This is a genomic window from Pseudomonas sp. H3_A02 (genome assembly GCF_054671965.1).
In genome coordinates, this window is record NZ_CP162807.1 from 4,374,509 (window position 1) to 4,401,301 (window position 26,793).

Consider the following 26,793-nt stretch of genomic DNA (forward strand, 5'->3'; position numbering starts at 1 on the left):
GCTTTTATTACCGAGGCGGTCACTTACTTGACCTCTTTCAGATAACGTGCAGAAAAAGCTTCCTGTGCCGCCGCCATCTGCTGGTAGTCGACCACGCCGGCCCGGGCGTAATCGCTGTCTGGCAGAAACTGCGCAGCGATGTCGGCAGGCATCTTCATCGCCCGCACCGGTCGCAGGTAGGCCTTGGCCCAGAGCGCCTGGCCCTGGTCGGACAGGACGAAGTCCAGGACCTTCTCGGCATTGGCCCGATTCGGCGCGTTGCCGACAATGCTCATGACGTAAGGCACGCTGATGCTGCCTTCCTTGGGGATCACGAAAGCAACGTTGGCCTTGTCCTTGTAACGTGCCCGATAGGCGTTGAAGTCGTAATCCACCAGAATCGGCAACTCCCCGGACAACACCCGTGCGTAAGCGGTCTGCTTGGGCACGATGGGTGAGTTTTTCGCCAGTTTCTGGAAGTAATCGATCGCCGGCGTGAAGTCATTGAGGCTACCGCCCATGGCCTGGTTGATCGCTACCGCGGAAACGTAACCGACGAACGCGCTGGATGGATCAAGGTAGCCGACCATGCCTTTGTACTCAGGCTTGAGCAGATCGCCCCAGCTTTGCGGCACAGGCAAGCCGCCCAAGGCATCGACGTTGACCATGATGCCCAGGGTGCCGGAGTGAATGGCGAACCAGTGTCCCTGCGGATCTTTCAAGCCTGCCGGAATCTGTTCCCAGCCCTTGGGTTGATAAGTGCCGACCACCCCGGCTTTTTGCGCCTGCAAACCGAAGGTCACGCCGTAATACACCACGTCCGCTACAGGCGCGGCCTGTTCGGCGACCAGTTGCGCCAGTGCCTGCCCGGAGTTCTTGTTGTCCAGCGGGACCTGCACGCCAGTGGTATCGGCAATGGCCTTGAGCTGTGTGCCCCAGTCGGCCCATTCCGGTGGGCAGTTGTAGCAAATCGCCGTTTCGGCGGCCTGGGCCAGGCTGGCAGCGCCGCATAGCAGTAACGTCGCCAGGGTTTTACGCAAGCGAATCATCAAGTGTCTCCTTGTAGGATTGAGTACTTTCGCCCGGCCGGATATGGCAGGGCAGGCAATGGGTAACCGGTGTGGCGCCGGCAATCTGCGCCAGCAATTGATCGATTACGGTGCAGGCCAAGGCCTCGATGGGCTGAACCACGCTGCACAATGTCGGGTGCATTTGAGTGCCGAGGGCGATGCCATCGAATCCCATGACCGAGAGCTGTTGGGGCACGTGCCAGTCGTTGCGACGCAGTTGTGCGATCAGGCTGATGGCCAACAGATCGTTGGAGCAAACCAGTGCGCTGAGGGCCTGCGGACCTTGCAGGAAGGGCGCGATGGCGGCGAAGTCCGCCTGGGTATGGGCCGGCATTTCAATCACCGGCAGGCTGTCGAGGCCGGCCTCGCGCATGGCGTCGCAATAACCGGCGTAACGCAGGCGAGCGCGGTCCGATTGCAGGGCCGGGCCGGCAACCATGCCAATGCGCCAATGCCCGGCTTCCAGCAGATAACGAGTGGCCAGAGCCATGCCGGCGCGGTTGTCCACCGACACGGCGCTGTAGTGCGGATTGCCCGGCTGGTGATAAGCCAGCACAAAAGGCGTGTCCTCGCTGTCCAGGCTTTGCAACACGCGGTTGCTCTCGGCGTCGGTGACCGTGAGGACCAGGCCATCGACCCGCTGGCGCAACAACTCCTCGACCACCACGCTTTCGCGCTCGCTGCTGTAGTCGGTCGTCGCCAGGAGCAGGTTGTAGCCGCGCAAACGCGCAGCGCGCTCCATGGCTTGGAATTGTTCGGCGAACACGGGATTGAGCAGGTTGGGGACCACCACACCGATCAGCTTGGTCACTTGCAGGCGCAACTGACGACCAAGACGATTGGGCCGGAAACCCAGCTGCCGTGCGGCGGCGAACACCTGCTCGCGGGTAGCCGGACGCACTACTTCAGGGGAGGCGAAGGTGCGGGCAGCGGTAGCTCGCGAAACCCCTGCCAGACGTGCCACTTCTTTCAAATCAGTCATTGTCACTCGCTTGAGATCGATCTCATTGGCGAGGACAGTAGCCAGCAATCGTGGCATTTCGGCGAAAGAGTGATGACAGTTTGATGTCAGCTGGCGGTGCCTACCTCGGACGGCCATTCCGGGCGCGCGATACCTGCTTGCAGGTCGGCATGATTGACGTGCCGTCGGCTAGCCTTTGTTGCAGGCGGTTACCGATGGGGCTGTTGCTACTTGCGAATCAAGGCTATGACGTATTCACAGACTTGCGGCGTGGCGTTTTCGAACGTGCAGGCTTCTTCAGGCAGTCCCAATTGCAAGCAGTCGCCTTGTTCCAGAAGGTAGGTGGTGGTGCCCTTGGTAAACGTCAGCGTGCCTTGCGTGGCCCACACCTGCTGATGAAGGAACGCGTAAGCCGTGGCGGGATAGCTGATGCGCACGCCCGGGGGCAGTTGCACACTGATGAGTTCCAGTGGCCAGCCCTCCCGGGGTGAGACTTGCTGGCGCGCATAGCCGGTTTCCGGGTCTACCCAGCGCGGTTGCTCCGCCGCCCTTGAAAGAAGTCCCGAGCGCCCCTCGGCCCGATGCAGCAGGGTAGAGAGGGGTAAACCGAAAGCACCTGACAACCGGCCCAGGATCGTTGAGGTAGGGCTGACCTGTGCGTTTTCAATTTTGCTGATCATAGCCTTTGATACGCCGGAGAGCTGGGCGAGCTCGCCGATGGACCATTCACGGGCGGTTCGCTCGGCTTTGATGGTCAGGGCGATGTCAATGGGTTGGTTGTTCACTATAGAAGACTTCCAGATCAGGGTGATTTAATTTCAGCTTAGCGGCTGGCGCGCATCAAGTCGGTGCAAAAAATAAATAATGCTCTATTTTTGTGCGTTAAAATTTTCTATGAAAGTAAGCCTATGATTTTAATAAAAAATAATAATGATTTTTTCATGTTTCAAAATAAATCTATTGTTTGAAGCATAGCCGATTGAAACTATTAATTTGTTTGCATGAGTCGCTTGTTTACTATCTGAAACGCGCAGCGACATTTCGTCACTGCCGTCCAAGCTACCTTATCGTATTTGGGGAAATCTATGCCGGCTCAGCAAATGGAACAAGGCTGTCTGACGGGTGAGCAAATCATCCATTCGATTAAAGGAATGATCACGGCTTCGGGGATCAACACCAATGCGTTCTACAAAACGTTTCGCCAGGCCCCCCTGCCCAAGGCAACGTTGAAGAAAGTGTTCCAGCAATACTTTTATTACATTCGTACGTTCCCCCAGATCCTGGCGGGTACCTCGCACCGCACCGACAGCGAAGTGATTCGGATGAAGTTGGCGCGCACGGTGGTGTCTGAGCTGGGCGATGGGGTAGGCGAGGCGCACTTCATTATGTTTGAGCGTGTACTCGCCGGCGTCGGCATCACATTGGATGACTGGAAGAAGGTTGAATATATTCCCGAAGCCAGCGAGTTGGTCGACGGCCTGCGTCGGATTTTCCTTGAGGGTTCGACAGAGCACGCCATTGGTGCTCATTACGTTATCGAAGAGTTCGGCTTTCCGATGATCGCCAACCTGTACGAAGGTTTCCGCCTGTACAGCGGGTGGAAGCACGAAGACTTCACCTACTTCTACCTGCACATGCTGGTTGAAACCGATCATGTGCAATGGATCAGTGACGCGGTCATGGAGGCCGCTCGAGACACTGACAACGGCAGCGATATTCTGGAAGGCGCTGGCGATGTACTGAACCTGTTGACCCGATTCTGGCAAGGACTCAACCGAGTGGCCACTCACGCCTGACCGATCAATACAAGGGGCGGGAAGTCATGGATGATTTGACATTGATTGGTCGAGTGGCGCCCTTCAGGGATGCCAGTGCCTATGCAGCATCCTCGGGGGCGTTGAACCTGTCGCAAGGACTTCCTGAACCCCTGTTTGACAATGCCATGAATGCGGCGTTGGCCCGCCAGGTACGGTCGGGCTGGCAGTACGCCGACCCTCGCGGCGAAATGATTTTGCGCGAAAGCATTGCGGCCCACAGTGCCGGCTATGCGCCCGACAGCGAAGTGCTGGTGACCAGCGGCTGTACCGAGGCCTTGTACTTGGCCCTGTATGCCGCGTCCACGCAATACGGCAGCAGGGTCGCCTTTTTTGAACCCTTTTATCCCTATTACCCAGGAATGGCCACGTTGCTGGGGTTGGAGTTTGTTGCACTACCGTTGTCGGTGGGGGCGTCGATCGGCCCCGACTGGGCAATGTTCGAGCGGCAATTGCGTGCTGGTGTTCGCATATTGCTGCTCAATACGCCCCACAACCCGACCGGGTGGTGCATGTCCGCGGATGATTGGCAGCACTTGGTGGCGTTGGCAAAAAACCATGACTTCATGGTGATTGTCGACGAAGCCTATCGTCACTATCAGTACGACACCGACGCCCCGGCACAGTACCCCCACCAGCAGATTCCCATGATGGTGGCGGGCAGCGCTTCAAAGTTGTTGTCCATGACGGGAGTCCGGATCGGCTGGTTATGCGCGCAGGCAACCTTCATGGAGCGAGCCTACGCCCACCACCTGTACCTGAGCTATTGCCAACCCACCCCCATACAGGCCGCCGTTGCTGTTTTGCTTGATGAATTGACCGTCGGGCGACTTGATAGCTTGCGTGAGCACTACAAGCACAAACGTGATCGCCTGGCAGGTGCGCTGATGGCTGCCGGGTTGGATATCCGGTTACCGGCGGGCGGCCATTACATCATGGCCGACTATTCACGGCAGGCGCCTTCATTGTCTCCGGTTGAGTTCAGTCAACACTTGGCCATGCGTTGCGGGGTCATGCCATTGCCTGCGACGCCCTTCTACCTGGGGCAGTGCCCCACCTATGTCCGGTTTTCTTTCTCGGTAGCCAAACCCATTGTTGATCAAGCCTGTGCCCGCCTGGAGGATTTTTGAAATGGAGCAGCAAGTGTTCGACGTCATTGTCGTAGGCGGCGGTCCCGCAGGGCTTAGCGAGTGTATCCGGCTGATCGACCTGGGCCTGAAAGTCGCGGTCATCAGCGATGTATTCGGGGGGTGCATGGGCATGATGGGAGATCATCCATTGCAGTCATACTGCAATGAGCTGGAGATTGAAGGCGCTCCCTATCCCTTGCATCGATTCATGCGCAAGTTGTGCGTCAGCCCCACCGGTGAGGAATACGCAGCCTATATCCGTAGCAACTTCGAAGCCTTGCCTCTGGCCAAGATCCAGCAACGGGTGGTCACCGTAAGCAAGGTGCAGGGGGTGTTCGAGGTGAGCCTGGCCCCGGGCTCCCAGAGTCATTCCTTGCGCGCGCGGCAGATTATCCTGGCAACCGGGATTCGCCCGAAGGCGCCGCCCTTCGAAATGCCCAATGCCCGTTGGTTGAACTGCTTTGATGTCTATCAAATGGTTGCGCGGGGGCAGGGCCTCCGTTTCCTGCAGCAGGATGTGGTCATCTTTGGCAGCGGTAACAGTGCGTTTCAGATCGCACTACTGCTTGCCCCGTTCGCCCGCAATGTGTCCATCCTGATCAAATCCTACCTGGGGCTGTATCCCCAAGAGACCGATGATCGTTTTGCCCTCAGGTCCCTGAGCCAGCGCACGTTGGAAATGATTGCCAAGACTTCGTCCAGTTCCTTTCAAGGGCCGCTCAACAGCGCCAATAGCACGGGCCGGGCCAATATCTGGCTGCATGCCTACAGCCGCATTCGCCAGGACGGCGACAAGGTCGTCTTGGACCTTCCGGCGTCGCTCAATGGCAATTCGTTGCTCCAGGCTTCTTGTCGCAAGGCTCAAGAGTCGGGCCGGCTGGTCGCTGCCCAGGCATCCGAGGGGTATGAGTTGCACTTGGATGTGTTGGCGAAGGACCAATGCCTGGTGTCGGCCATCGGCGTCACCGCACAACTCCCCGCTACCGACTGGCCACAACTGCTCAACCCGCAAACCGGCTTTACCTGCCACCAGGATGGGAAAAGCCCTGTCGCCGGCCTGTATTTCGCGGGCGCAGCTTCAGGTTATGCATCGATCAACACGATGGTGCCCGCAGCAGCAGAAATGAGTGCCACAACATCACTGCAAGAAGGACTGCGGTCATGGGCGTGAGGATGTTCCAGCCGCTGCGCCTGGACCTTGGCGATGTGCTCGGGCAGTCGCCAGCGGAGCTCAAACAGACCATCGCCGGGGCCAAGGTGCTGGTCATCGCCAACCAGGACGTCAGCGTTGCCCCCTATGTGCAGTTGATGCGCAGGCTGGGGGCACCTGTGCATCATGTGTTGGCCAAGTACTGCCTCGAGGACTATCGGGAAGTGCTGACCGTGACCAATCTCTATCGGGACGGCCAGGCCTTGGGTGTGCATGAGGGAGGAGGGTATTGGCACACCGACATGTCGTACAAATCGGCGAACACGGTGTTCACGTCACTGCTGTCGGTACGTGTACCGGACCAACACGGTGAGACTCAATTCATCGATTGTGTCGCAGGCCTGCATCAAGTTCGCCAGTGGCTGGATAGTCCAGATTGCCCGCAGCACCTGAAGGGCCTAGACCTGGAAAACCTGCGGATTCACCATCGGTTCGGCAATCGCGACACACTGCGCAATGCCGACGCTGCGGTGCAACAACTCAATCCCCAGGAGGCTGGCGCACTGGAAGACACCGTGGTTCACCCCTTGGTGTTCAAACACCCACTCGCCGCCACGACGTCGCTTTATGCACCGGCCGCCACGGCCATGCAAATAGAAGGGGTAACGCCAGCACTGTCCCAGCGCATTCTCGACAGTCTGGTCGACTTCCTTGTCCAGAACGCGCCGCGATATCGGCATGCCTACCGCCCAGGCGACATCGTGATCTGGGACAACCTCTCAACGCTGCATAAAGGTCCGCCAATCCCCAAAAGTGAAGGGGGCGCCGATGCGCGCCTTCTTTATCGCATGAACGTCGACTTCCAGTGAGGCATTACCATGATCAAGACCATCGTTTTCCTGACGCCCCATTACCTTAACTTCGCCTCCGAGAAGGCGCTGCGGACGCTGGGTCGAGAATGCCGGACAGTACTGATCGCCTATCATGCCGATGTCCTGCCGCCCACACTCGAGCGCAACGTCTCGCAGATTGCACGCGTCGATGCCGACCTGCAGCGCAACATTCGCCCGTTGCTGGATCATGACCAATGTCGAAGCATCATCAGCGATGAGTTGCGAGCCGTGCAGGGCAATACTTCGTCATTGCGTATTTTCTGCCAGGAAGAGTGCCACGTTGAGCTGGCGGCACAATTGCGCGAGGAGTTCGGATTAGAGGGCGATACACAGGCGATCGTGGCGAACTTTCGCGACAAGGTGCTGATGAAACACGCCGTCAGCGAAAAGGGAATACGCATTCCCGAGTTCGTGCCCCTGGATCACGTACGGCTATCGGCTGAGCCGCAGGCTTACTACGCCGAGCTGACGGCGCGATTGGGCTTGCCCCTGGTCCTGAAACCGGTGAACGCAGCGGGCAGTTTCGAGGTGTCGATCATTCGCAACGAGGCCGAATTCATCAAGGCCCGAGAACAAGTGCTAGCCTCACCGTATCATTTTGATTATGAGGTGGACGAGTTCATCGACGGTGACATGTTCCAGTGCGATTCGTTTGTGGTTGACGGTCAAATCCGCTACTGCGGGGTCTTGGAACTGGGCTGCACCAACTTCGACTTTGTCCAGGGCAAGCCCTTGAGCGTGATTCCCGTAGCCGATCCCACGCTCAAGGCGACCCTGGAAGCCTTCAACCGGGATGTGATTGCAGCCCTGAATTTTCGCAACGGTTCGACGCACCACGAGGTCTTCGTGGACCGCAAGCGCGGTTATCCGGTGTTCCTGGAAATTGCCGCACGCGTGCCTGGCGGTATCGGGGTGCCGTACCACGAGAAAAACAGCGATATCAACCTGATCGACGCCAATCTCTACCTCGTCGCCGGGGCCGCAGCGCTTGATGACATCAAGCCCAACGAGAAGAACAACGTGGTGTCCGCCTTGTTGCCCTTGCGCAAAGGTCGGATCAGCCAGCTCAACGAACCCCCCATTTCCAGTACTTACAGCATCGACTGGCGGGTCGCCCCCGGAATGGTGGTGGATTCCCGGTCCCTGGCCGATACCGCGGGCATCCTGACTTTGTATAACGCAGATCCAAAGGTGCTCCGCGCCGACTTCGAAGCCTTGCAGCACTACGTGCCAACCCAGGTGGAAGTGCTGGAGCCGGGAACCGCTTGATCAATTCCGCGGGCGGCAAGCAACAGGTTCTTCTCAAGGAGCAGGCATGAAGACAGGAATACTCGGTGCCGTCAGCATGGCGGTCTACTGCATCTCGACGGCGCTCTCGGCCGTCTGGGTCATGGTGGCGTTCACCCGTATCAGTGGGGCGGCGCTGACATTCATCACCTTCCTGATGGCCTGGGCGGTATTTTTCCTGGTGCATACCTTGCGGGGTCATGACCCGTTTCGGCTACTGCGCGAGGAGTGGCGAGGCGTGCTGCTGCTCAATGTGCTGACACTGTTCAGTTGGTGGCTGATGTTCATGGCGTTGCAGCGTATCGAGGCTTCAGTGGAATCGGCCATCTATCAGGGCTGGATGCCGCTGGTGGTGGTGGTTTGTGAAATGCTGGTGGCGAGGTCCGCAGTCAGTCGTTCCCGGTGGTTGGGCGCGCTGCTGATCCTGTTGTCGCTGATGGCCCTGGTCCTTATGCGCCTCGCGCTTGGAGTCACGGCCCAGGTCAGTCTTGTCAACTTGCATGAGGGCATTGCCCTGGCCACTGTCGCCGGGATCACCGGTGGGATCTATGTGTTCTGCTCGGCTCGACTGAACCGTGACAGCAAGTACAGCGCCATGGATATTCTGTGTGTCAGGTTCTTCCTGCTATTGATTGTCACGGGCTGGGTCGGCCGGGAAAACTTGCACCAATTGCTCACGCTTGATACCGCCATGCTCGGTCAATTGATCCAGCTGGCGTTTGTCAGCGTGCTGATTCCGGTGTTCACCCTGCAGTTTGCCATTCAGCATTTGGGAGGCGGGCGGGTGTCCATTCTCACGCCGTGCGTGCCGGTCATTGCCTTGGCGGCCGAGTTCGTACTCTCCACCTGGCATAGCCCCTGGGTGCCAGTCCTGGTTACGCTGGTGTGCGTGGCGGTGTTGTTGTCCAACGTCTGGTTTTCGCGAGACAGGCGCGTTGTTCATTCAGGGCCTATGCCGGTCGCCCTTCAAAAATAGACTTCTGTTTGCTGGAGCATCCCATGACTCTTTCCTTGGCCTTTGCGCAGGGGGCGGCAGACGCTTGCTCGAATGACGGCCGCAGCGTGCTGGCACGCACGTTGGAGATCGCACGCACCTTGATTGGTTTCCCTTCGGTCAGCGACCGCTCCAATTTGGACCTTATCGAATGGGTGAGCGGGTACCTGCATGGCGTCGGGGTGCAGGCCCAAATTCTGCCGGACGTCTCCGGGCGCAAGGCGAACCTGTTTGCCAGTCTTGGCCCGCCGCGCCCCGGCGGCATCATCCTGTCCGGACATACCGACGTGGTGCCCGTAGCGGGCCAAGCCTGGGCGCAGGATCCGTTCAGCGCCCACCTGGACCATGGGCGGCTGTACGGTCGTGGCAGTTCGGATATGAAGGGGTTTATCGCCGTGGTGCTGGCGATGGTTCCAGAGCTGATGGCGTCTGCACGGCAAAGCTTTCACCTGGCCCTGTCCTATGACGAAGAGGTGGGCGCGATGGGGGCGAAACACCTGGCCCCATTTATCACGCAGGCGCAGTTGGAACCCGCCGGTTGTATTGTCGGCGAGCCGACTTCAATGGCGTTGGTGATCGGCCACAAAGGGCGTCATGAAATCAATTGCTGTGTCCATGGCAAGGTGGCGCACTCATCGTTGCCCAGCGAGGGGGTCAACGCGATCGACTATGCCGCGCGAGTACAGATGCAGCTTCAGCAGGTGGCCAGACGGCTGGCAAAGGGGCCGCTGGACAGTGGGTTTGATGTCCCGTACACCACCGTTCAGGTCTGCCGGGTCAACGGCGGTGTGGCAGGCAATGTCATTCCTGGCCAATGCAATTTTGACTTCGAGATTCGCTACCTGCCCGGGTGCGATGCCGAGCAGCTGTTGGTACAGATCAAGGAGGACGCCAGCCAGGCCATGCACAGTGAGATGAATGATCGCGCTGCGGGGGCGTCCATTGAGTTTTTCCACACGCTGCATACCCCGGGGCTGGATGAGAAGGGCAATCAGGCATTCGCGCAGTGGGTTCGCGAGGCGAGTTCAATGACCCATGGCCGACAGCGAGTGGCGTACAGCACCGAGGCCGGGTTGTTCCAGGCCGCTGGGATTCCCACGATCGTCTGCGGCCCAGGAAGTATCAAGCAAGCGCACAAGGCAAACGAGTATGTGGAACTGGCTCAGCTTGAGGCCTGTGAGCAGTTCCTGCGCCGCCTGGCGTGTTGTGAGCCATTGCCTCCACTTCCCGCCGGGGGTGAGCAATGAGCGCTACCGCCCTGGATAACCAGGGGCGCGAGCGCAGAAAGCTGGTGCTGGCGGTGAGTGTGGGCGCCGCGCTGGAATGGTTCGACTTCACCCTGTTTGCAATCTTTGCCTTGCAGATCGCGGCGGCGTTCTTTCCGGCTTCCGACCCATTGATGTCGTTGCTCGCTTCCTACCTGGCGCTCGCGGTCGGCTTCGTTGCCCGACCGTTGGGGGCGCTGTTGATGGGGCGCTATGCCGATCGCCGGGGACGCAAGGCCGCGCTGACCCTGTCCATCATGCTGATGGGCGCCGGAACCCTGATCATTGCGGTCTGCCCGACCTATCAGGCCATTGGTTGGTGGGCACCGCTGAGCATTGTCGTCGCGCGCATATTGCAGGGGGTTGCAGCAGGCGGGGAGATTGGTGGCGCGTTGGCCTATCTTGTCGAAACGGCACCTGCCGACCGCCGTGGTCTATTTGCTTCCAGCCAACAAGTGGCGCAAGCCGGATCATTCCTGCTATGCGGTTTAAGTGCGAGTCTGTTGTCGAGCGCGTTGACGCCAGCCCAGTTGGATGAGTGGGGCTGGCGCGTGCCCTATGTCTTTGGGCTGCTGGTCGTGGTCGCCGGTCTGAAGATTCGCCGCAGCCTTGAGGAAAGCGAGCCGCTGCGCCGCTTTCTCGATGACCAGGCTAATCAAGCACTGCCAGGAAAGGGGACAAGCCTGCGCCCCTACCTGCCCAACCTCGTGATGGGGGTGTTGATCGTCGTCCTCTGGACTGTTGCGACACAATTGATCAATTTCATGCCGACCTATGCATCGATGGTGCTTGAGCTTCCGCGCAACGAGGCCTACCTGGGGTTGGTGCTGGTAGGCCTCATCACACTATTGTGTCCCTTGACCGCACTGCTATCGGACCGTATCGGGCGCTATACCGTCATGCTCATCGGTTCCATGGGGGTCGCGCTCTGCGTATACCCAGGGTTCGTATGGTTGAACAACAGCCCCAGTCTCCAGACGTTGATCAGCTTCCAATGCGGGCTGGCAGTGCTGATGGTGCTTTACACGGGGCCGGCTTCGGCGGCCTTGGCCGAGCTGTTTCCGGTGCAAGTCAGGGCCCTGGGGGTCTCGCTGGCCTACGCCTTGTCGGTGACCCTCTTTGGCAGCTCCACGCCGACGCTGATTACCCTGATCTACCGACAGAGCGGGGATGCTCTGGCGGCAGCGCACTGGTTGTTTGCCGCAGCCTGCCTGAGCGCAATTCCGCTGGCCTGGGTAAGCCTGTCGAAATACCGGGCAAGCGCTAACCCTGGGTTGACTGCAGAGCACGAGACTTGAACGAAGATGACCAACAATCGTCACTGAAGGCTTCGTGTAAACCCGCACTTGCTGGCAGACCACACCACCACCAACGTCAGCAGCAGGAGAACGACCAGAACAGGCGCAAACGCAACGACCCCCAGGTGATCGAGCAGGACACCTCCCACGATCCCGCCGCCGGCAATGGCGAGGTTCCAGGCCGTGACCAGCATCGACTGGGCGAGATCCGCCGCCGCTGCCGCAGTCTTGGCGATGGCCGTCTGGAACAGTGTCCCAGCCCCTCCGAAAGCAACTCCCCAAGCGGCCACGGCGATATACACCGCTACAGGCCTGCCGCTCATCGCCCCCAGCATCATTGCCGAAAGGGCGAAGAGCACCGTGCCTGCCAGCGTCAACGCCCGTAGATGGCGATCGATCAGCACGCCGACGACCCAGATCCCCAGCAACGACGCGACGCCAAAGACCAGCAGGACCAGATCCGTCCGCTCGCCCAGGCCCACCGCCGTCAAAAACGGAGCGATATAGGTAAAGAGAATGTTGTGCGCCAGAACAAAAGCCAGCACCACAAACAACACCGAGCGCACGCCCGGCAGCTTGAATACCTGGCCCAAGGCAAGGCGTTTGTGGGTGGTTTGCCCGGGAAAGTCAGGCACCTTGAGTCGTATCCAGACCATCAAGGCCACGGCGAACAGGCTCATGATGGCGAAACTCATCCGCCAGCCGATCAGGTTGCCGAGCAGCGTGCCGGCCGGTACACCCAGGGATAACGCCAAGGGTGCGCCCACCATGGCGATCGCAATCGCTCGACCTTTCTGGTGCTCGGGCACCATGCGGGCGGCATAACCGGCCAGCAAGGCCCACAGCAGTCCGGCCGATACGCCGCCCAGCAAGCGCGCGACCATCGTCAAAGCATAATGAGTGGACAGTGTCGTAACGGTATTGGCAACGGCGAAGCCGGCGATGGCCAGCAGCAAGAGCGGTCTGCGCCGCATGCCTTGGGTCGCGGCCGTCAATGGAATAGCCGCCAGCAAGGAACCTATCGCGTAGACCGTTACCAACTGGCCGGCCAGGGCCTCGGAGATCGCCAGCCCTTCGCTGATCTGCGAAAGAAGACCGGCGGGCAAGGCTTCGGTGAGGATGGTCACGAACGCCGCCAGTGCGAGGGCAAACAGTGAACCGATGGGGAGCGGTGCAGTACCTTGAACAACCTCGGCCTCTGCGTCGATATGGGTGTTGGCAATCGTCATGTGTTACCTGCCTGGAACGCGCCTGACCCGTCGGAACGACGTGGTCAATCGCAGATTGATAAGTGTCGACTACGGTAGGTGCCCGTCTTTGTGGAGACAAGAATGCTAGAGTGCACAACACATCGGAAAAAATGTCCGCAATCGGAGCGTGGCGTGGAATCACTGAGCGGGATTGATTTTTTTGTGCGCGCGGCCGAAACCCGCAGCTTTTCGGAGGCGGGTAGGGCGCTGGGTATTTCGTCTTCGGCGGTGGGCAAAAGCGTCGCCCGGCTTGAGGCGCGGCTGGGTGTGCGGCTGTTTCATCGCAGCACACGCAGTATCACGCTGACGGCGGAAGGGACGCTGTTTCTTGAACGTTGCCGGCGCATTCTCTGCGAGGTCGAAGCAGCCGAACAGGAACTGTCGCAAACCCGCAAGGCGCCACGGGGCAAACTGCGTGTGAGTTTGCCCCTCGTTGCGGATTTGGTCATGCCGACGCTGATTGCCTTCATGCGCCGCTACCCCAGTATCGAACTGGACCTGGATTTTTCCGACAGGCTGGTGGACATCATCGAGGAGGGTTTCGATGCGGTCATTCGGACGGGTGAGCCGAACGACTCTCGACTGATGTCCCGGCCGTTGGGCCCGTTCAAGCTCGTTGTGGTCGGTTCGCCCCGGTACTTCGCCGAGCACGGCACCCCGCACGCACCGGCGGACCTGCTGGGTCATGCCTGCTTGCTGTACAAGTTCCCCAGTACCGGCAGGATGCAAGTCTGGCCGGTAAACGGGGACGGAGAGCCGGAACTCAACCTGCCGGCGACCCTGGTCTGCAACACCACCGAGGCGTTGCTGCACGTTGTGCACGATGCGCTGGGGATCGCCTGTGTGCCGGATTTCACTGTGCGGGAGGCCATCGCTGCCGGTGAACTGGTCACCGTCCTGGACGACTTCAATCGGCATCAGAGCACCTTCCGCATGCTCTGGCCCTCAAGCAAACACCTGGCGCCGAAACTGCGGGTGTTCATTGATTTCATGAGCACCGAGTTGTTCAAGTGACTCACTGGGATATGTCCCACCTTCAATCTTCAGCAGACACAACATCCATCTCCACCCCAGCCCCCCTGTGGGAGCGAGCTTGCTCGCGATAGCGGTGGTTCAGTTACAGGGATGTTGGATGGGTGGCCCTCATCGCGAGCAAGCTCGCTCCCACAGGGGAAATAGGTTGGCCAGGGAGCAAGTCGGCTGCTAGCCGCATCACCTCCGGCCCGCCGTAGTTGTGATACTGGATACGCTTCATAGCCGACGCTTACTCTGGATTGTTGCTCGCGGGAGTGTTCGACCAGCACCCCAATTTGCAAGTCATCAGCGCGCATTGGGGTGAAATGGTGCCGGTTTTCCTGCGGCGCCTGGAGGACGGTTACTGGCCTATGACGCGAATCGTGACGAATGCCTGGGGCGCACGTTCAGATCAAGGGGCCTTGTTCTCCACCAGACAGTTTCCGCCATCCACCACGATGACTTCGCCAGTGAGGTAGCTCGCTTCTGAAGACGCAAGGAAAGCAACCAGTGCAGCCACCTCTTCAGGACGTCCCGCCCGACCCATCGGAGTGTGACCGGCCGCCTTGGCTTCTTCGGCAGTGGTCGACCCTGTGGTGATCCAGCCGGGCGCGACGCTGTTTACAGTGATGCCTTGCTGGGCGACTTCCAGCGCCAGGCTCATGCTCATGCCGACCATCGCAGCCTTCGCGGCGCTGTAAGCCGCTTCACCGGGGTTACTGCAGCGGGTGCCGGTCGTGGAGCTGATGTTGACGATGCGCCCGTAACGGCGTGCCCGCATGCCGGGCAGAACCGCCCGTGTAAGAAGAAAGGCCGTGGTGAGATTTCGCGCCAGCGTCAGGTTCCAGGTGTGCAGGTCCATGGTCGCCAAGTCGGAAAAAAACTCCGGACTGCCTTGCATCGCCATGCCCGCGTTGTTCACCAGAATATCGACCTGCCCCCAGAGGGACTCTGCCCACAGCATAAACTCACATACCTGGTTTTCATCGGTAAGGTCGAGGGCTCGCCCTTCGACGTCGAACCCTTCGGCACGCAGTTCTGCGACGCGCTCAAGGATGCGGGCACTGCTGGCGGTGATGATCAATCTGGCTCCCGCCGCGCCCAGCCTGCGCGCGATCGCCATGCCGATTCCGATCTCACTTCCAACCCCACTGATGAGTGCCACGGGGTTCTGTCCTATTGCGTTTGGCATGGTGCCTCCAGAGGGGGAATTGATTGCCGGCGTCGGCGCGCTATATATACACCCTGATCAACGCCCGAACACCGCTGTCATGCCCAATAACCGCTTTTGCCGCCAGGCCGGTGCGCTGGTCGGGAAGAGCGCCTCGTCGGGTCGAAAGCGGGCGAGACCGCAGGCGGCGGCGATGCGTTGGCGTTGCTGGCCGCGGACAAGGGCTTGCTGAAAACTGTGTTCGCTGTGCGCCAGTCCCAGCATATAACGCGTCCCCACCTGGAAGTGTCCACCATTGGCTTGCCACCAGCTTTCGATTGCCTGCGGGTCGGGCCAGGGCAGGTTTTCATCGGGGTCCATGGCAACATTGGGATCTTCAGGATTGTCGTTCGGGCCCGCATCGAACTCCGGCAGGGTCTGCAATTCCAGGTCGAGCAGTGCCAGGTCGGCGCCGGTGATCAGGCTGAAGGCTTCGCCAGCGACCCGGGCAAAGGGCAAGTCACTCATCTGCTGGATCAACCAGGGCACGCAGACCGGATCGCCCAGCAGCCCAAGGGCCTGGATACCGATGCGCCGATCCCTGGGATCTTGTACCCATTGGCGTATCCAGGCGATGCTGGGCTCGCGTTCCTGCCAGGCCAGCAACACACAGAGCGCGCGGTACTGGAATTCACCCTGTTGTTCGGCGAATGAGCGCAGAGGCTCCAAGGCCTGCTGATCGCCCATTTGGGTGGCGGCCCAGTTGGCCCAAAAGCGCGTGGCGGCGTCTTCATGCTGGCGGTTGGCTCGAAGCGCCGGCAGCAGGTCACGCCGGCGCAGCTCGCCCGTCGTGCGCGCAGCACGTGCCAGCACGCTGAGGTCGGCATCGGAAAGTCCGGCCAGCAGGGCGGGGCCTGGGTCGTGGCGATGCATGCCGCAGGCGGCGAGACCGAGGCGGCGGAACAGGGGCTCGGGGGAGGAGAGCATGCGTTCGATCCAGGGCGCGACCCGTTCCCAGTCGAGCCACCCCAAAGCCATCAGGTAGCCGCGTTCGGTTTCCAAGGCACTGCGCAAATGCTCGCTGAGCCGAGACAGCACTTTGGCGTTGGCTGCCTCGAAAGCCAGTACCACGCAGGCGAACATCTCTCCGATGGCGTGTGGGCCGAGCTGGGCCAGCAGCGTTTCCAGGCCGCCAGGGGCTGCGATTCGCAAGCCGTCGAGGTGGGCGTCGAGGCGGTTATCGAGTTTGTCGAGGTGCTCGATGTCGTAGTGCGGGGCGCGCAGGGCATAGTCGCGCAGGACGGCGAGGAAGCTGGCTTCTTCGGCGTGTTGGTCTACTAGGAACGAAAGTTCGGTGTTCAATTCAGAATAACTCCGAGGGGCCATCCCTGAGTAGGGGCGATAATTTCACCCTCGCATGCGCAAACTGGTTTCATATATTGTCAGGGCAAATGATTTCTGCCCAGTGAGTCCCGTCAAATCGCATTATCTGATCGTTACCAATCGACCATAGATAATTGCCACACGTCCGAAGGCGATAACCATCCGTTTTCCTCACGCCGGGGATGGCGAGTTTTTTCACCTGATTGTTATCTATGACGCCTATCCCTTCGAAGCCGGCAACATAAAGTCCATCTTGAAAGGCAATAGCCCCCCATAGATCACCTTCGATTTCATCATTCTGGATAACTTTCCAAGAGTCTTTGGATCCGACTAATACCACTCCATCATCGCCACATGCGATGTACTTGTCCTGATCGAACGTCGCCACTTCATTCAGATCGACGTTCGTTGGACTATCGCATTGTCTCCAGAGTGAGCCATCAAAAAACCATATCTCACCGGCATTGCCAACGGCATGAATGTCACTTTTGGAATGGCCCGCCATGGATTCCAGGCTTATGCCATCTTCTGCGCCGGTATAGAGCAGCCCCGTGTCCATATGCGCCCAGATTCCGTTGCTTCGACGATACACCTGCCGGCTATAGCCACAGGCGTGTAGTTCCCCGTCGATAACGGTGATTTTGTTCATGTAACCTAATTTCTCGCCGCCGGTCCCTGCGTCAGCGATCAACTCAAAGGAGGGGGTTCCCTGTTTGAGCTCAACCACTTCTCCGCGCTTTCCGAGAATCCACCATGCTCGATATTCACCCCGTGTCAAATAGGTGATTGAGCGGCTATCAAAGTCGAATTTTTGCTGCCTCCACTGTCCGTCGACGGTCGTATAGAACGTGGTGTACTCCGTGTCCTCGCCTTTGAGTGCATATGGAAAGGCTACTACGCCCAGGAGTCCCTTGGTGGGAGTGAATCCATCAATGAAATAATGCCTGGATGATGTCATGGTTGCTCCTTATCCAAATGTGCCGCTGGCAACTGTTGAGAAGTTTTCCGGGGTCCTGTTTCCGCTGCTGTCGGCACGTAGATTCGTGGTATTGCTGATGTTGGGACCTTTCGGAGGAACCGTCGCTCTATTGGGCTGCTGGTGATAAGCATCCAGCTGGGACCGTGTACATTTCGGGTCGCATCGTAATACTTGGCTGACCGCCTTTGCTCCGCTATTTGCTGCGGCTTCATAAGTCCATGTCCCAGCCTTGCCGTTAACGAGGTTTTTATCCTCGGCCTTGTCGAATATGTCGTGCACTTTTTTGTGCTGCCCGGTGCTCTTGTCATGTCCAGATACGCATACACACGGGGCTAATTTGGAGTTATAGCCCTCGCAGCCGATATATACGTCAGGGTTGGAAGAGTTTCCTTGATTAGGCTTCTGGATGCAGTGCTTAGGTATTACATGATGGGGGGTTTTCCCATCGCAGCAATTCGAGGGGGAATAGGGTGATAGAGAACACTTCATCGCCGCCTTACATTTACGATCGGCACACATCGCTTCCTTTGATGACTTCCTTTTTACCTGGCCTTTCTTGGTCCGTTTAACGTGCTTTTCGCAGTGGGTCTTGAGTTTTTTAGCCAGAGGGGCACAGGCATGATCACTATCGTCGGCGAAGGCCGTTTCGTCCAAATAGGGCCAGGTCGGTGTGTTTCCGGGGAGCGATGCATGGTTATGTGTGGTCAGATCCATGTTCCGCACCACGTTCAGGCCTTCGAACTTCACATCCATCGACCAGGAGGTGAAGTACACCTTGCCCTTGATCTTACTGGTGATTACGCCCTTCTTCGGCGCACAGCCAGCCTCGTCGCCATAGCTGGTCTTAAAGTAACTTCTGTCTTTAAGCATGACTTCTTTACGGGTGATCTTCACCGTCCGACTTCCCTTGGCCGTGTCCTTCGCCATACCGGTATTGGGGTAGGGGATGGGCACACCGAGCGGGGTGGGCGGGGCCTGGGGCGGGGTGAAGCAGACATCCGGGAAGCAGGCGATCGACTTACCATCCGCCGCCTTGCAGGAAATCTCCATATTGTTGGCAAAGACCTGGTTGGCCATTACGCAGCCCTCACAGTCTGGTAACTGAGCAATGCGACGGCGCGTTCGCCGGCGTCGTTGCCGAGGTGGCAGAAGATATTCGGACCTTCGCCGTAGCCCTTGCGACTGGCGGCCAACGCAACAGCGAGCATGGCCGGGCCGATGGCGGCGCCGACTTCGCCGATGCAGTCGGCCGGGTGCCAGAGATGGAAGAACTCCTTGCGCACCCGTAGAGTCCGGCTGAGGGCCAGGGAGGCTTCCTTGAAGTAGTACTGCTCGCCGGAGATGTCGGTGAGCCGATAATCCATTTGCTCCAACCCACAGCCGGCTTCGCTCAGGGCCGCCCGCACAGCTTGAGTCAGGCCTTCGGCGCGCAGGGGAATGCCTTCGGCCTCCACTGTGGCCTTCTCCATGCCGAACCCCAGGCCGATGCAAGCCAGTTGCGGCGTTGCGCTGGCAACCGGGGCGGCCAGTACCACGGCCGCAGCACCTTCGCCGGGAATAAAACCATTGGAGTTCTCGCTGGTCAGCAGACGCTCGCGTTCTTCGAAGGCAGCGAGGGTTGGTCCGCACAGAAACGAATCGACGCCGGCGACCAGCACGTGGCGATGGCCGCCCTGGTAGATCAGCGTACGTGCATTAAGCAGGGCCACCGCGGCGCTGACCCGGCCGCGGGCGATGATGTTGGAGTCCGGATGAAAGCGCAGGCCCAGTTCAGCTTCGATGTCCTGCAACAGTCTTTTATCGAGACCATCCAGACGGCCGGGACGCTCGGCTTCGGCCACCCCCAGCAGCAGCGGGGTCTTTTCCGGGTCGACCCCGGGGGTGCTCTGTAACGCTTCGGTGATGGCGCGGGCGGCCATCTTGATCAGCTTGGTGCGGCCGCGCCAGGGCTGTTCCAGAGGTACGCTGGCGGCCATCAGCCATTCTCCACCTTGGTCGATGAAGCGGGTTTCCTGGAAGTTGTCGATGGCGCAGCGGATCGCCGCGCAGCTCGCGGGTGCGCTGAGGCCGACAGCGCTGACCATGCCGGAGCCGATGATGCAAAGTGCGGTCACCCGTCCATCTCCTCGGGCGCCTGCTTGGCTTTAACCAGGGAGGAGAGCGACGGGTAGTAATCCTTGCCCAATTCACGGGCGCGCCACCACCCCGTGGACATTGTGCCGACCAGCACCTGGGCGATCTCGAACATATTGCGTCGCAGCGGACGGGAGACACGCCAGGTCAGCTGCACCTGGAGCGAATCCGTATCAATCAGCAGGGTGTCGATGACCGCCTGCACGGTCTCGTGGCCGCCTTTTTTCAGAAAGAAGGTCACCGGCACGTCCATTTCGGGGATGCGAAAGCTCGTGCGCTCCCGGGGCGTGAGGTTGAGCAGCAGCACCTCCTCGCCGCCACGCAGGTAAGCAATCTGCTGATCGTCAGGGGCGGCCTGAAAGTAGCGGCTGTCGAAATCCTGCGGCAGAAACGGAAAGCAGTCGGCCAACCAGGCCTCGTCGTAAGTACCGGCGAAACGGGCGCGTTGCGGCCAGCTACGGCCGATGGGGCCGAGAGCCATGGGGCGAAAGTCGCCGGAGGGGCTGTCGATCGGCTTGCCCAGTTCCTCCGTATTCGGCATTGGCTTGTAAGCGACTTCAGCACTGTCGATGCTGCCTGGGAACCAACCGCAACCGCTTGGATTGTCCGGGTAGCAATGACGCATGTCCGGATTCTTGGCCATGGGATGGGAGCCTCCGTAGGCCTGGGCATAGGAGATGTCCTGCTCGGTAAAAGGTTGCGGTAAACCGGGAGAAACCCCCAGTAGCCCCGGTTGCCATTGGCGGGGGCCAAGGACGGAAAAGGCTTTGCTCATCTGACCGACACGAATGCCTGCGGCCAGCTGCGTCACGGGCCGCCCGCCTGGAGCATAGGCCTTGCCGCGTACCAGCACATCGCAGAATGGCTTGACCGGGGCGAAGTCCATTTCCTGCAGCGGAGCGCTGAGCCCCGGCTCGCCGAGGAAGGTATCGGCCATCAGCAGCGGTTGCTGGGTGTCGGCGAGGGTTGCCGCACGGCCGTCCAGCGGCAAATTGAAAGTGCCTTTGGCCACTATCACCAGGGATTCGCGGCCATCGGGCTCGAGGCCTTGGGTGTAGGCAGCAAGCAGTTTGCTGGCGTTGAGCAGTTCCATGAGTCGACTACCTGTCTAGTTGATCTGCACCGAACCGCCCTTGATACGGTTCACGCCGGAGGACCGGTTCGAGAGATAGGTCCCTCGAATCAGCACCTTGCCCTCGCGTGTGAGGGTGATGCTCGCCTTGCCGCAGCGCAGGACGATTTCCCGCTCTGCCGAAAACTCCAGACGCTCGCCGTCCAGGTGGGCGACAGCTGGCGTGGTGGTTTGCGGCAGGCGCTGGATGCGACCGATCACCAGCGGTCGGCTCAGGTCGCCGGCCTCGAACATCAGCGCGACCTGGGCGCCGATATCTTCACGGGCGAGTGGGGTAGTGGTGCGGGCGGCGAGGCCGGTTTCGCCGGGGCAGCCAGGGAAGGCCACCACAGGGGCATCCGCACTGGGCACATCCAGCAGCACCCCAATCACGACGCCATCCACGCGCACGGACGTGGCGGAGGGGGAAACGGGAAAATGATATTCAACGGTCATGGCAACCACTCCTTGGCTAGTTCTGCAGGATTTTCTGGCCTTTGACGACAACGTTCTTGTTCGCCTTGATGTTGATGGCGCCGGAACCGTCGATGGTAATGTTCTTGCCGCTGATCACGATGGTGCCGTCCTTCTTCATGGTGATGCTGGCCGCGCCCGTGGTCAGGCTGATCGAGTCACCCGCGGTGAGGGCGAAGTGTTTGCCGACGTCCAGGCTGTCGTTCTGCTTGATGTTGGTGGTGCGGTTCTGGGCGACGTCGCGGGATTCATTCTGGCCGATCTGGGTGCTCTGGTTGCCGTTGATCTCGATCCCTTCGTTACCCTGGACCGTTTCGTTACGGTTGCCGCTGATGCCGATGGTTTCGTTGCCTCCCACGTCCTCGGTCCGGTTGCTGACGATGGTGATTTTTTCGTTCGCCCCGACTTTTTCCGTGCGGTCGGCACCGATGGTGATGGTCTCGTTATTGCCCACGCTCTCGGTGCGATTGGCACCAATAGTAATTTTCTCGTTAGTGCCGACATCTTCGGTGCGGTTCACACCGATGGAGATGGTTTCGTTATTGCCGACCTTTTCCTTGCGATCCACACCGATGGTGATGGTTTCGTTGTTATCGACGGTTTCGGTACGGTCGTGTTTGACGTGCACGGTTTCGTCGTTGTCGATGGTCTTGCGCCGGTCGTGGCCAACCCAGTGGGTCTCGTCATTCTCGACCTCGATGTCCTGGTTTTTTTCGGCGTGGATAAACAGCTGCTCGGCGCCTTTTTTGTCCTCCATGCGGATTTCATTGAAGTTGGCCGGTGAGCCGCCCTTGCTTGAACGGCTTTTCACCCCGCTCTGGGTGGCATTGGCCGGCAACCCGTAGGGCACGGTTTGTTCGGCGTTGTAGACACGGCCGGTGATGATCGGCCGATCCGGATCGCCCTCGAGGAAACTGACGATCACTTCCTGACCGATCCGCGGGAGCTGCACCGAGCCCCAGTTCTTGCCGGCCCAGGCCTGGGAAACGCGAATCCAGCAGGAGCTGTTTTCATTAGACTGGTCATGGCGATCCCAATGGAAATGCACTTTGACCCGACCATATTGGTCGGTCCAGATTTCCTCGCCACTGGGCCCCACCACCACGGCAGTCTGCGGTCCACGGACGATGGGCATCGGCGTGAGGGGCAGAGGGCGGAAGGCCTGGTTGGCATCCATGCAGTCCAGCTCGCTGACGAATTGTTCGGCGACGTCCGACTGCCCGCTTTCATAGGCATCCTGACGAATCTGATAACGAGCGGCCACCACGAGATACTCGCGGTTCTGGTCCGCACGGTCGTACCCTGTCAGCGTGAACACATGACCGCAACCGATGCCGCGGGCGCGGCCGCGTAATTGCACACGCTCGAACTGGCTGTGAATGGCTTCGATGCGGGTACGCGCGTAGTGATCGCCATCGTTGCTCTGGACATACTCACCCGGGTAATCGTAGAGCGGGTAGTCGGCGTTGGTGTGGTTGCGCGGCACGCTGGAGCGCACCTCAAGACTGGCGCGTGGGCGCAGGAAGTCATAGTCGTTCAGCGCCAGCGAGCCGGGTTGGACTTCTCGCGCCAGTTGCCAGTCGTAGAAATGATCGCGCTCGCGCATTTGCCGATCGGGCGGGTAGAAGGGCACCGAGGCATAGTCCGGGGCCGTGGAGTGGGCGCCGTAGGCGTCGGCGAGCACCAGCACGTGACGGCCCTTTTCATGGCGAAAGTAGTAATAGATGCCTTCCTGCTCCATCAGCCGACTGACAAAATCGAAGCTGGTTTCGCGGTACTGCACGCAATATTCCCACTCGCGATAGCTACCGCTCAGGCTGTCTTCGAAGTCGGAAAACCCGAGGTCGCGGAACACCTGCTTGATGATGTCCGGCACCGTCTTGTTCTGGAAAATCCGGCAATCGGAGGTGCGCGTGAGCAGCCAGAACCAGGGCCGTAGACTGACGCGATAACCGGCGAACTGGCCGTGCCCGGTCAGTTGCCGGCAACTGCAGACAATGCCGTGGAAGTAGCGTTTGCCACCCTCGTACAGCTCCAGGGTCAGGCCCATCGGCTTGCCCAGCAACTGGTCGAACGTGATCGCCCGGTCTTCGGAGGTCAGGTCCAATTCGTAGTGGAACAACCGCCCCAGTTCTTCGCTGCCTTCCATGCCCTGCAGCAGCAGGACATCACCGCCAAGAGGACTGTCGACCTGCACCAAACGGGTGTTTTGCGTGATTGCCATGAGCGGCTTCCTTGGCTCGGGTTCGGGCGTCAGTTGGCCGTTATCAATAAGGTGGCGCCGTACGCAAGGTCGCCGCCAAAGGGAATGTGAAGGGAAACCGAGTCCAACGTTTGCTGCACATCCACCACAGAGGTGATCTCCTTATCGGTCTTGCGGTTTTCAATCAAAGTGGACGTATGAGCAGCTGGATCAAACTGTGTCCGGAGCCATTGGATGGCGTCCCTGATCCGTTGAATACGTTCCAGCATCCAGCCAGATTGGCAGATGCTGAGGTCAAGATAGGTGACTGAAAGGTCGTTTGCTTAGTTTCGTTGGCTATATGGATAATTCTGAAATCGAATAAATAATGAATGAGGGGAGCATAGGGATCCACGCTATGGCCGCTGTAAAACCTGCCTCCGCTTTACCGTTTTGTCCCCGCGGAAGAAACCGTGTACTTGTTGGCGTTCCGACATCAGAAGGAAGCGGGTTACTGATTGAAATTCTTCCAGGGTTTCGCCGGGTTCAATAGCTCGGCTTCCATGGCCGAGCGTCTATCGATGCGCGCCACGGTGTAGGCGCACACGGCAAGCACCGCAGGACACAGGGCCAATACCGCGAAGCTCTTCACGACAGGCATGCCGCTGTTGAGCACATGGGCACCGAGCAGCGGCCCGCATACCGAGCCGAACTTGCCCATGGAGGCCGCCCATCCGGCGCCGTTGCCGCGAATGGCACTGGGGTAGAAAATCCCGGCGATGCTGGTGATGCCGTAGTGACTGCCCTTGACGAAAATGGCGCCGACCATACTCAGTGCAATGAAGGCGTTACCCTGCAGGTCGCCAATGCCCAGCGCCAGCAGGAAGGGTAATGAAAGCAGGGGGTAGATCATCACCGCATAGGGCCCCCGGGTGTCGACCACTCGCATCAGCACCAGCCCGGCCATGGCGCCGCTGAAGGACGCGAAGGAGCTCACCCAGGACGCGGTCGCCCGGTCGAAGCCCGCATACTGATACACCAGAGGGCTCCATGACGCGAGGAAGTACATGGCCATGGAGCTTGCGCCAAAGCCGATCCAGATCATGGGCGTGATCCATTTCAGTTTACCGATGAACAGCTGTCCGACCCGAAATGGCTGTCGACCGATGTCGATTTCATCGGCCAGAAAATAGCGGTCCCCGGCGCGCACATCGATGTCGGGATCCAGGCGCTTGAGGATGCGCACCACGGTTTGCGGCTGCTTCTGCTTGCTCACCAGAAACCGCACCGACTCCGGCAGGGTGAAGAATAACAGGACGCTGGAGAGCAGCGTGGCGATGCCGCCCAGCACGAACACGCTGGCCCAGCCGTACTGAGGCGCGAGCCATACGGTCAGTGGACCGGCCGCCGCGCCCCCCAGGCTGAAGCCGACCATGATGATGGTGATCACGCTGGCACGGTAGCGCTTGGGCACGAATTCGATGTTCAGTGCCCAACACAGCGGCAGCATGGCGCCCAGGGCAAACCCGTTGAGAAAACGCAGCACCAGCAGCGAGGCGTAGCTGTCGGCAAAGGTGAACAGCAGCGTCAGCACACCAAAGGCGCTGGTGGACAGAATGATGGTCGGACGGCGACCGATGCGGTCGCCGAGATAACCGAAAAAGAACCCACCCAGCATCATGCCGAACAATCCGATGGAAAAAATGTTGCCCAGTTGCAGTTTGTCCAGGCCTATTTCCTCGGCCATATAGGCGGCGGTATGGGACAGCATCAACAAGTCGAAACCATCGAGGAAGGTGATCAGCACCGACACACAGATGATCAGATAGTTGAAGCCCGACAGTTTGCGCCCCTCGATCAGGGCGGCGACATCAATGGCACGTGACGACGTCATGGGTGTTCTCCCGATAAGACGTATGCGAGCGGGTTCCGGTGGGCGAGGTTCACCACAGCTTCCAGGTGTAAGCCACGATCAGGCGGTTCTCATCGAGCTGCTGGGTCAGGCCATTCCCGGAGCGGAAGGTGAGGTTGCGCCAACGCACGTTCAGGCCTTCCAGGGCACCGCTTTGGAAAACGTAAGCCAGGTCGGTGTCACGCTCCCACTCACTGCCGTCGCGGACCGTGCGCGTCTGGATATCGCTGCCTTTCACGTAACGGGTCATGAAGGTCAGGCCGGGTACGCCGAGCGCGGCGAAGTCATATTCGTAGCGCAACTGCCAGGACTTCTCGTTGGCTTTGGTGAACGAGTTGTAGGTGACCAGGTTCGCCACGTAGGGCGTGCCGGTATCGATGACTGGAAACACACTCTCGCCCGACAGGCGCTGGAACGCGGCGGAGAAGCGCTGGGCCCCGACGGTCAGGGTGAACATGCCGTTGAAGTTGCGGTTATCGATCTTCCCGGCTTTTCCAACACCGATATCGTCGCTGTCGACGTAGCGCAGGTCGGAACGCAGGCTCACGCCTTCCCCCAGGGGCAGTACATGGATCAGGCCAGCGAACTGCTGACGGTAGATGTCTTGCAGTTCACCGTAGTGGTAGCGCAGGGTCAGTTGCTTGTTGACGGTGTAATCGCCACCGAGCAGGTCCAGGTGATCACTGCTTTGGCCGGCATAGCTGATGTCGTCGTTGCTGGATGAGTCGCGGCCATTGGCTTTGGTCAGCCTGGCTGCGGTGACGGTCAAGTGGTCGAGCTCGCCGGACGTCAGGTAGGCACCGGTGAAGGTGGAGGGCAGCAGTCGAGTATCGCTGTAATACGCCAGCGGATGAATCGGCATCAGCGTTCCGACCTTGAGCTGGGTCTTGGACAGGCGCATTTTTGCGGTCAGCCCCAGTTCGCTGTAGTCGTCCACCGGTTGATTGCTGTCGGGACCATAAGGCAACAGCCCACCGCCACGGCGGCCCGCGCCGGAATCGAGCTTGATCCCCAGTTCACCCAGGGCATCGAGTCCGAAGCCAACGGTGCCATCGGTGTAGCCGGACTGAAGCTCGGCGATGAAGCCTTGGGCCCATTCCTCGGCCTTGGCCTGAGGCGCGTCGCTCTGGCGGAAATCGCGATTCAAGTAAAAGTTGCGCGTCGTCAGTGTCGCGCTGCTGTCTTTGATGAAGTCCGCATGGGCGTAGGTAACTGGGCCACAGAGCGTCAGGGCGGTGGCGACGATAAGGTTCCTGTTCATTTTTATTGCTCTCAGGATCAATAGGATTATTCAGGACGAGTTTTGCCTGACCGCGTCGATAGCGACGCGGTACGGGCTGCCTGGGTCAGGCGTTGTAAGTCAG

Annotated in this window: 24 protein-coding genes; 9 read left to right on the forward strand and 15 right to left on the reverse strand. The window is 59.6% G+C overall.

The annotated features are described in order from the left end of the window. Positions 1 to 23: 23 nt before the first annotated feature. The 3 genes from AB4N80_RS19260 to AB4N80_RS19270 all read right to left on the reverse strand — a co-directional run bounded on the left by AB4N80_RS19260 (position 24) and on the right by AB4N80_RS19270 (position 2,795). Positions 24 to 1,028, reverse strand: coding sequence for an ABC transporter substrate-binding protein (locus AB4N80_RS19260; protein WP_460078284.1), 1,005 nt, complete (start codon positions 1,026 to 1,028; stop codon positions 24 to 26). Beyond that, positions 1,012 to 2,031, reverse strand: coding sequence for a LacI family DNA-binding transcriptional regulator (locus AB4N80_RS19265; protein WP_122566887.1), 1,020 nt, complete (start codon positions 2,029 to 2,031; stop codon positions 1,012 to 1,014). The genes AB4N80_RS19260 and AB4N80_RS19265 overlap by 17 nt, the downstream gene beginning before the upstream one ends. A 206-nt stretch (positions 2,032 to 2,237) precedes the next feature. Next, positions 2,238 to 2,795 carry a helix-turn-helix domain-containing protein gene (locus tag AB4N80_RS19270; protein ID WP_122566886.1) on the reverse strand — a complete coding sequence of 186 codons (558 nt, stop codon included), beginning with the start codon at positions 2,793 to 2,795 and terminating at the stop codon, positions 2,238 to 2,240. 366 nt (positions 2,796 to 3,161) lie between these two features. Between AB4N80_RS19270 and AB4N80_RS19275 the strand changes: the two genes are divergently transcribed. Genes AB4N80_RS19275 through AB4N80_RS19310 form a run of 8 tightly spaced genes read left to right on the forward strand, consistent with a single transcriptional unit; the run spans position 3,162 to position 11,841 of the window. Further along, positions 3,162 to 3,806 carry an iron-containing redox enzyme family protein gene (locus AB4N80_RS19275; protein WP_240998397.1) on the forward strand — a complete coding sequence of 215 codons (645 nt, stop codon included), beginning with the start codon at positions 3,162 to 3,164 and terminating at the stop codon, positions 3,804 to 3,806. A 26-nt stretch (positions 3,807 to 3,832) separates the two neighbouring features. Then, entirely contained in the window at positions 3,833 to 4,954 is a 1,122-nt protein-coding gene (locus AB4N80_RS19280) for a pyridoxal phosphate-dependent aminotransferase (protein ID WP_122564847.1), read from the forward strand. A 1-nt stretch (position 4,955) separates the two neighbouring features. Beyond that, a complete protein-coding gene (locus tag AB4N80_RS19285; protein ID WP_122564846.1) occupies positions 4,956 to 6,125 on the forward strand; it encodes an FAD-dependent oxidoreductase in 1,170 nt (389 codons plus the stop codon). Further along, the gene (locus tag AB4N80_RS19290; protein ID WP_122564845.1) at positions 6,116 to 6,973 is read left to right on the forward strand and encodes a TauD/TfdA dioxygenase family protein; all 858 of its coding nucleotides are present in this window, start codon (positions 6,116 to 6,118) and stop codon (positions 6,971 to 6,973) included. Before AB4N80_RS19285 ends, AB4N80_RS19290 begins: the two co-directional genes overlap by 10 nt. 9 nt (positions 6,974 to 6,982) lie before the next feature. Continuing rightward, the gene (locus AB4N80_RS19295; protein WP_122564844.1) at positions 6,983 to 8,266 is read left to right on the forward strand and encodes an ATP-grasp domain-containing protein; all 1,284 of its coding nucleotides are present in this window, start codon (positions 6,983 to 6,985) and stop codon (positions 8,264 to 8,266) included. A 46-nt stretch (positions 8,267 to 8,312) separates the two neighbouring features. Then, a complete protein-coding gene (locus tag AB4N80_RS19300; protein ID WP_122564843.1) occupies positions 8,313 to 9,260 on the forward strand; it encodes an EamA family transporter in 948 nt (315 codons plus the stop codon). Positions 9,261 to 9,283: 23 nt separating this feature from the next. Next, positions 9,284 to 10,525 carry an acetylornithine deacetylase gene (gene argE / locus AB4N80_RS19305; RefSeq protein WP_460078297.1) on the forward strand — a complete coding sequence of 414 codons (1,242 nt, stop codon included), beginning with the start codon at positions 9,284 to 9,286 and terminating at the stop codon, positions 10,523 to 10,525. After that, positions 10,522 to 11,841, forward strand: coding sequence for an MFS transporter (locus AB4N80_RS19310; RefSeq protein WP_122564842.1), 1,320 nt, complete (start codon positions 10,522 to 10,524; stop codon positions 11,839 to 11,841). Before argE ends, AB4N80_RS19310 begins: the two co-directional genes overlap by 4 nt. A 20-nt stretch (positions 11,842 to 11,861) precedes the next feature. On the opposite strand, the gene AB4N80_RS19315 is transcribed toward AB4N80_RS19310, so the two are convergent. Further along, positions 11,862 to 13,070, reverse strand: a complete 1,209-nt coding sequence (locus tag AB4N80_RS19315) for an MFS transporter (RefSeq protein WP_460078300.1) — start codon at positions 13,068 to 13,070, stop codon at positions 11,862 to 11,864. A 153-nt stretch (positions 13,071 to 13,223) separates the two neighbouring features. Here AB4N80_RS19315 and AB4N80_RS19320 point away from each other — a divergent pair, with 153 nt between their 5' ends. Beyond that, positions 13,224 to 14,105 (forward strand): LysR family transcriptional regulator, encoded by an 882-nt coding sequence (locus tag AB4N80_RS19320; RefSeq protein ID WP_122564840.1) that lies wholly within the window; start codon positions 13,224 to 13,226, stop codon positions 14,103 to 14,105. A gap of 412 nt (positions 14,106 to 14,517) precedes the next feature. Here the strand turns inward: AB4N80_RS19320 and AB4N80_RS19325 are convergent, their stop codons facing one another. The 11 genes from AB4N80_RS19325 to AB4N80_RS19375 form a co-directional block, all read right to left on the reverse strand. Beyond that, positions 14,518 to 15,297 (reverse strand): SDR family NAD(P)-dependent oxidoreductase, encoded by a 780-nt coding sequence (locus AB4N80_RS19325; protein WP_460078304.1) that lies wholly within the window; start codon positions 15,295 to 15,297, stop codon positions 14,518 to 14,520. 57 nt (positions 15,298 to 15,354) lie between these two features. After that, entirely contained in the window at positions 15,355 to 16,617 is a 1,263-nt protein-coding gene (locus tag AB4N80_RS19330; protein ID WP_354338997.1) for a TIGR02270 family protein, read from the reverse strand. Between the two features lie 70 nt (positions 16,618 to 16,687). Next, positions 16,688 to 17,596 (reverse strand): hypothetical protein, encoded by a 909-nt coding sequence (locus AB4N80_RS19335; protein WP_122564836.1) that lies wholly within the window; start codon positions 17,594 to 17,596, stop codon positions 16,688 to 16,690. A 9-nt stretch (positions 17,597 to 17,605) separates the two neighbouring features. Next, complete coding sequence (locus AB4N80_RS19340; protein WP_122564835.1) at positions 17,606 to 18,694, reverse strand: PAAR-like domain-containing protein; 1,089 nt, start codon at positions 18,692 to 18,694, stop codon at positions 17,606 to 17,608. Beyond that, positions 18,694 to 19,701: a beta-ketoacyl synthase N-terminal-like domain-containing protein gene (locus AB4N80_RS19345; protein WP_240998398.1), complete on the reverse strand. Its 1,008-nt coding sequence runs from the start codon at positions 19,699 to 19,701 to the stop codon at positions 18,694 to 18,696. Before AB4N80_RS19345 ends, AB4N80_RS19340 begins: the two co-directional genes overlap by 1 nt. Positions 19,702 to 19,727: 26 nt before the next feature. Then, positions 19,728 to 20,843 (reverse strand): DUF2169 domain-containing protein, encoded by a 1,116-nt coding sequence (locus tag AB4N80_RS19350; protein ID WP_122564833.1) that lies wholly within the window; start codon positions 20,841 to 20,843, stop codon positions 19,728 to 19,730. Between the two features lie 15 nt (positions 20,844 to 20,858). After that, positions 20,859 to 21,317 (reverse strand): DUF6484 domain-containing protein, encoded by a 459-nt coding sequence (locus AB4N80_RS19355; protein ID WP_305467036.1) that lies wholly within the window; start codon positions 21,315 to 21,317, stop codon positions 20,859 to 20,861. Between the two features lie 16 nt (positions 21,318 to 21,333). Next, the gene (locus AB4N80_RS19360) at positions 21,334 to 23,559 is read right to left on the reverse strand and encodes a type VI secretion system Vgr family protein (RefSeq protein ID WP_460078310.1); all 2,226 of its coding nucleotides are present in this window, start codon (positions 23,557 to 23,559) and stop codon (positions 21,334 to 21,336) included. A 29-nt stretch (positions 23,560 to 23,588) separates the two neighbouring features. Continuing rightward, entirely contained in the window at positions 23,589 to 23,807 is a 219-nt protein-coding gene (locus AB4N80_RS19365) for a hypothetical protein (protein ID WP_305467033.1), read from the reverse strand. A gap of 221 nt (positions 23,808 to 24,028) precedes the next feature. Then, complete coding sequence (locus AB4N80_RS19370) at positions 24,029 to 25,411, reverse strand: MFS transporter (protein ID WP_354339002.1); 1,383 nt, start codon at positions 25,409 to 25,411, stop codon at positions 24,029 to 24,031. A 49-nt stretch (positions 25,412 to 25,460) separates the two neighbouring features. Beyond that, positions 25,461 to 26,690 carry an OprD family porin gene (locus AB4N80_RS19375; protein WP_305481585.1) on the reverse strand — a complete coding sequence of 410 codons (1,230 nt, stop codon included), beginning with the start codon at positions 26,688 to 26,690 and terminating at the stop codon, positions 25,461 to 25,463. Positions 26,691 to 26,793 lie beyond the last annotated feature (103 nt).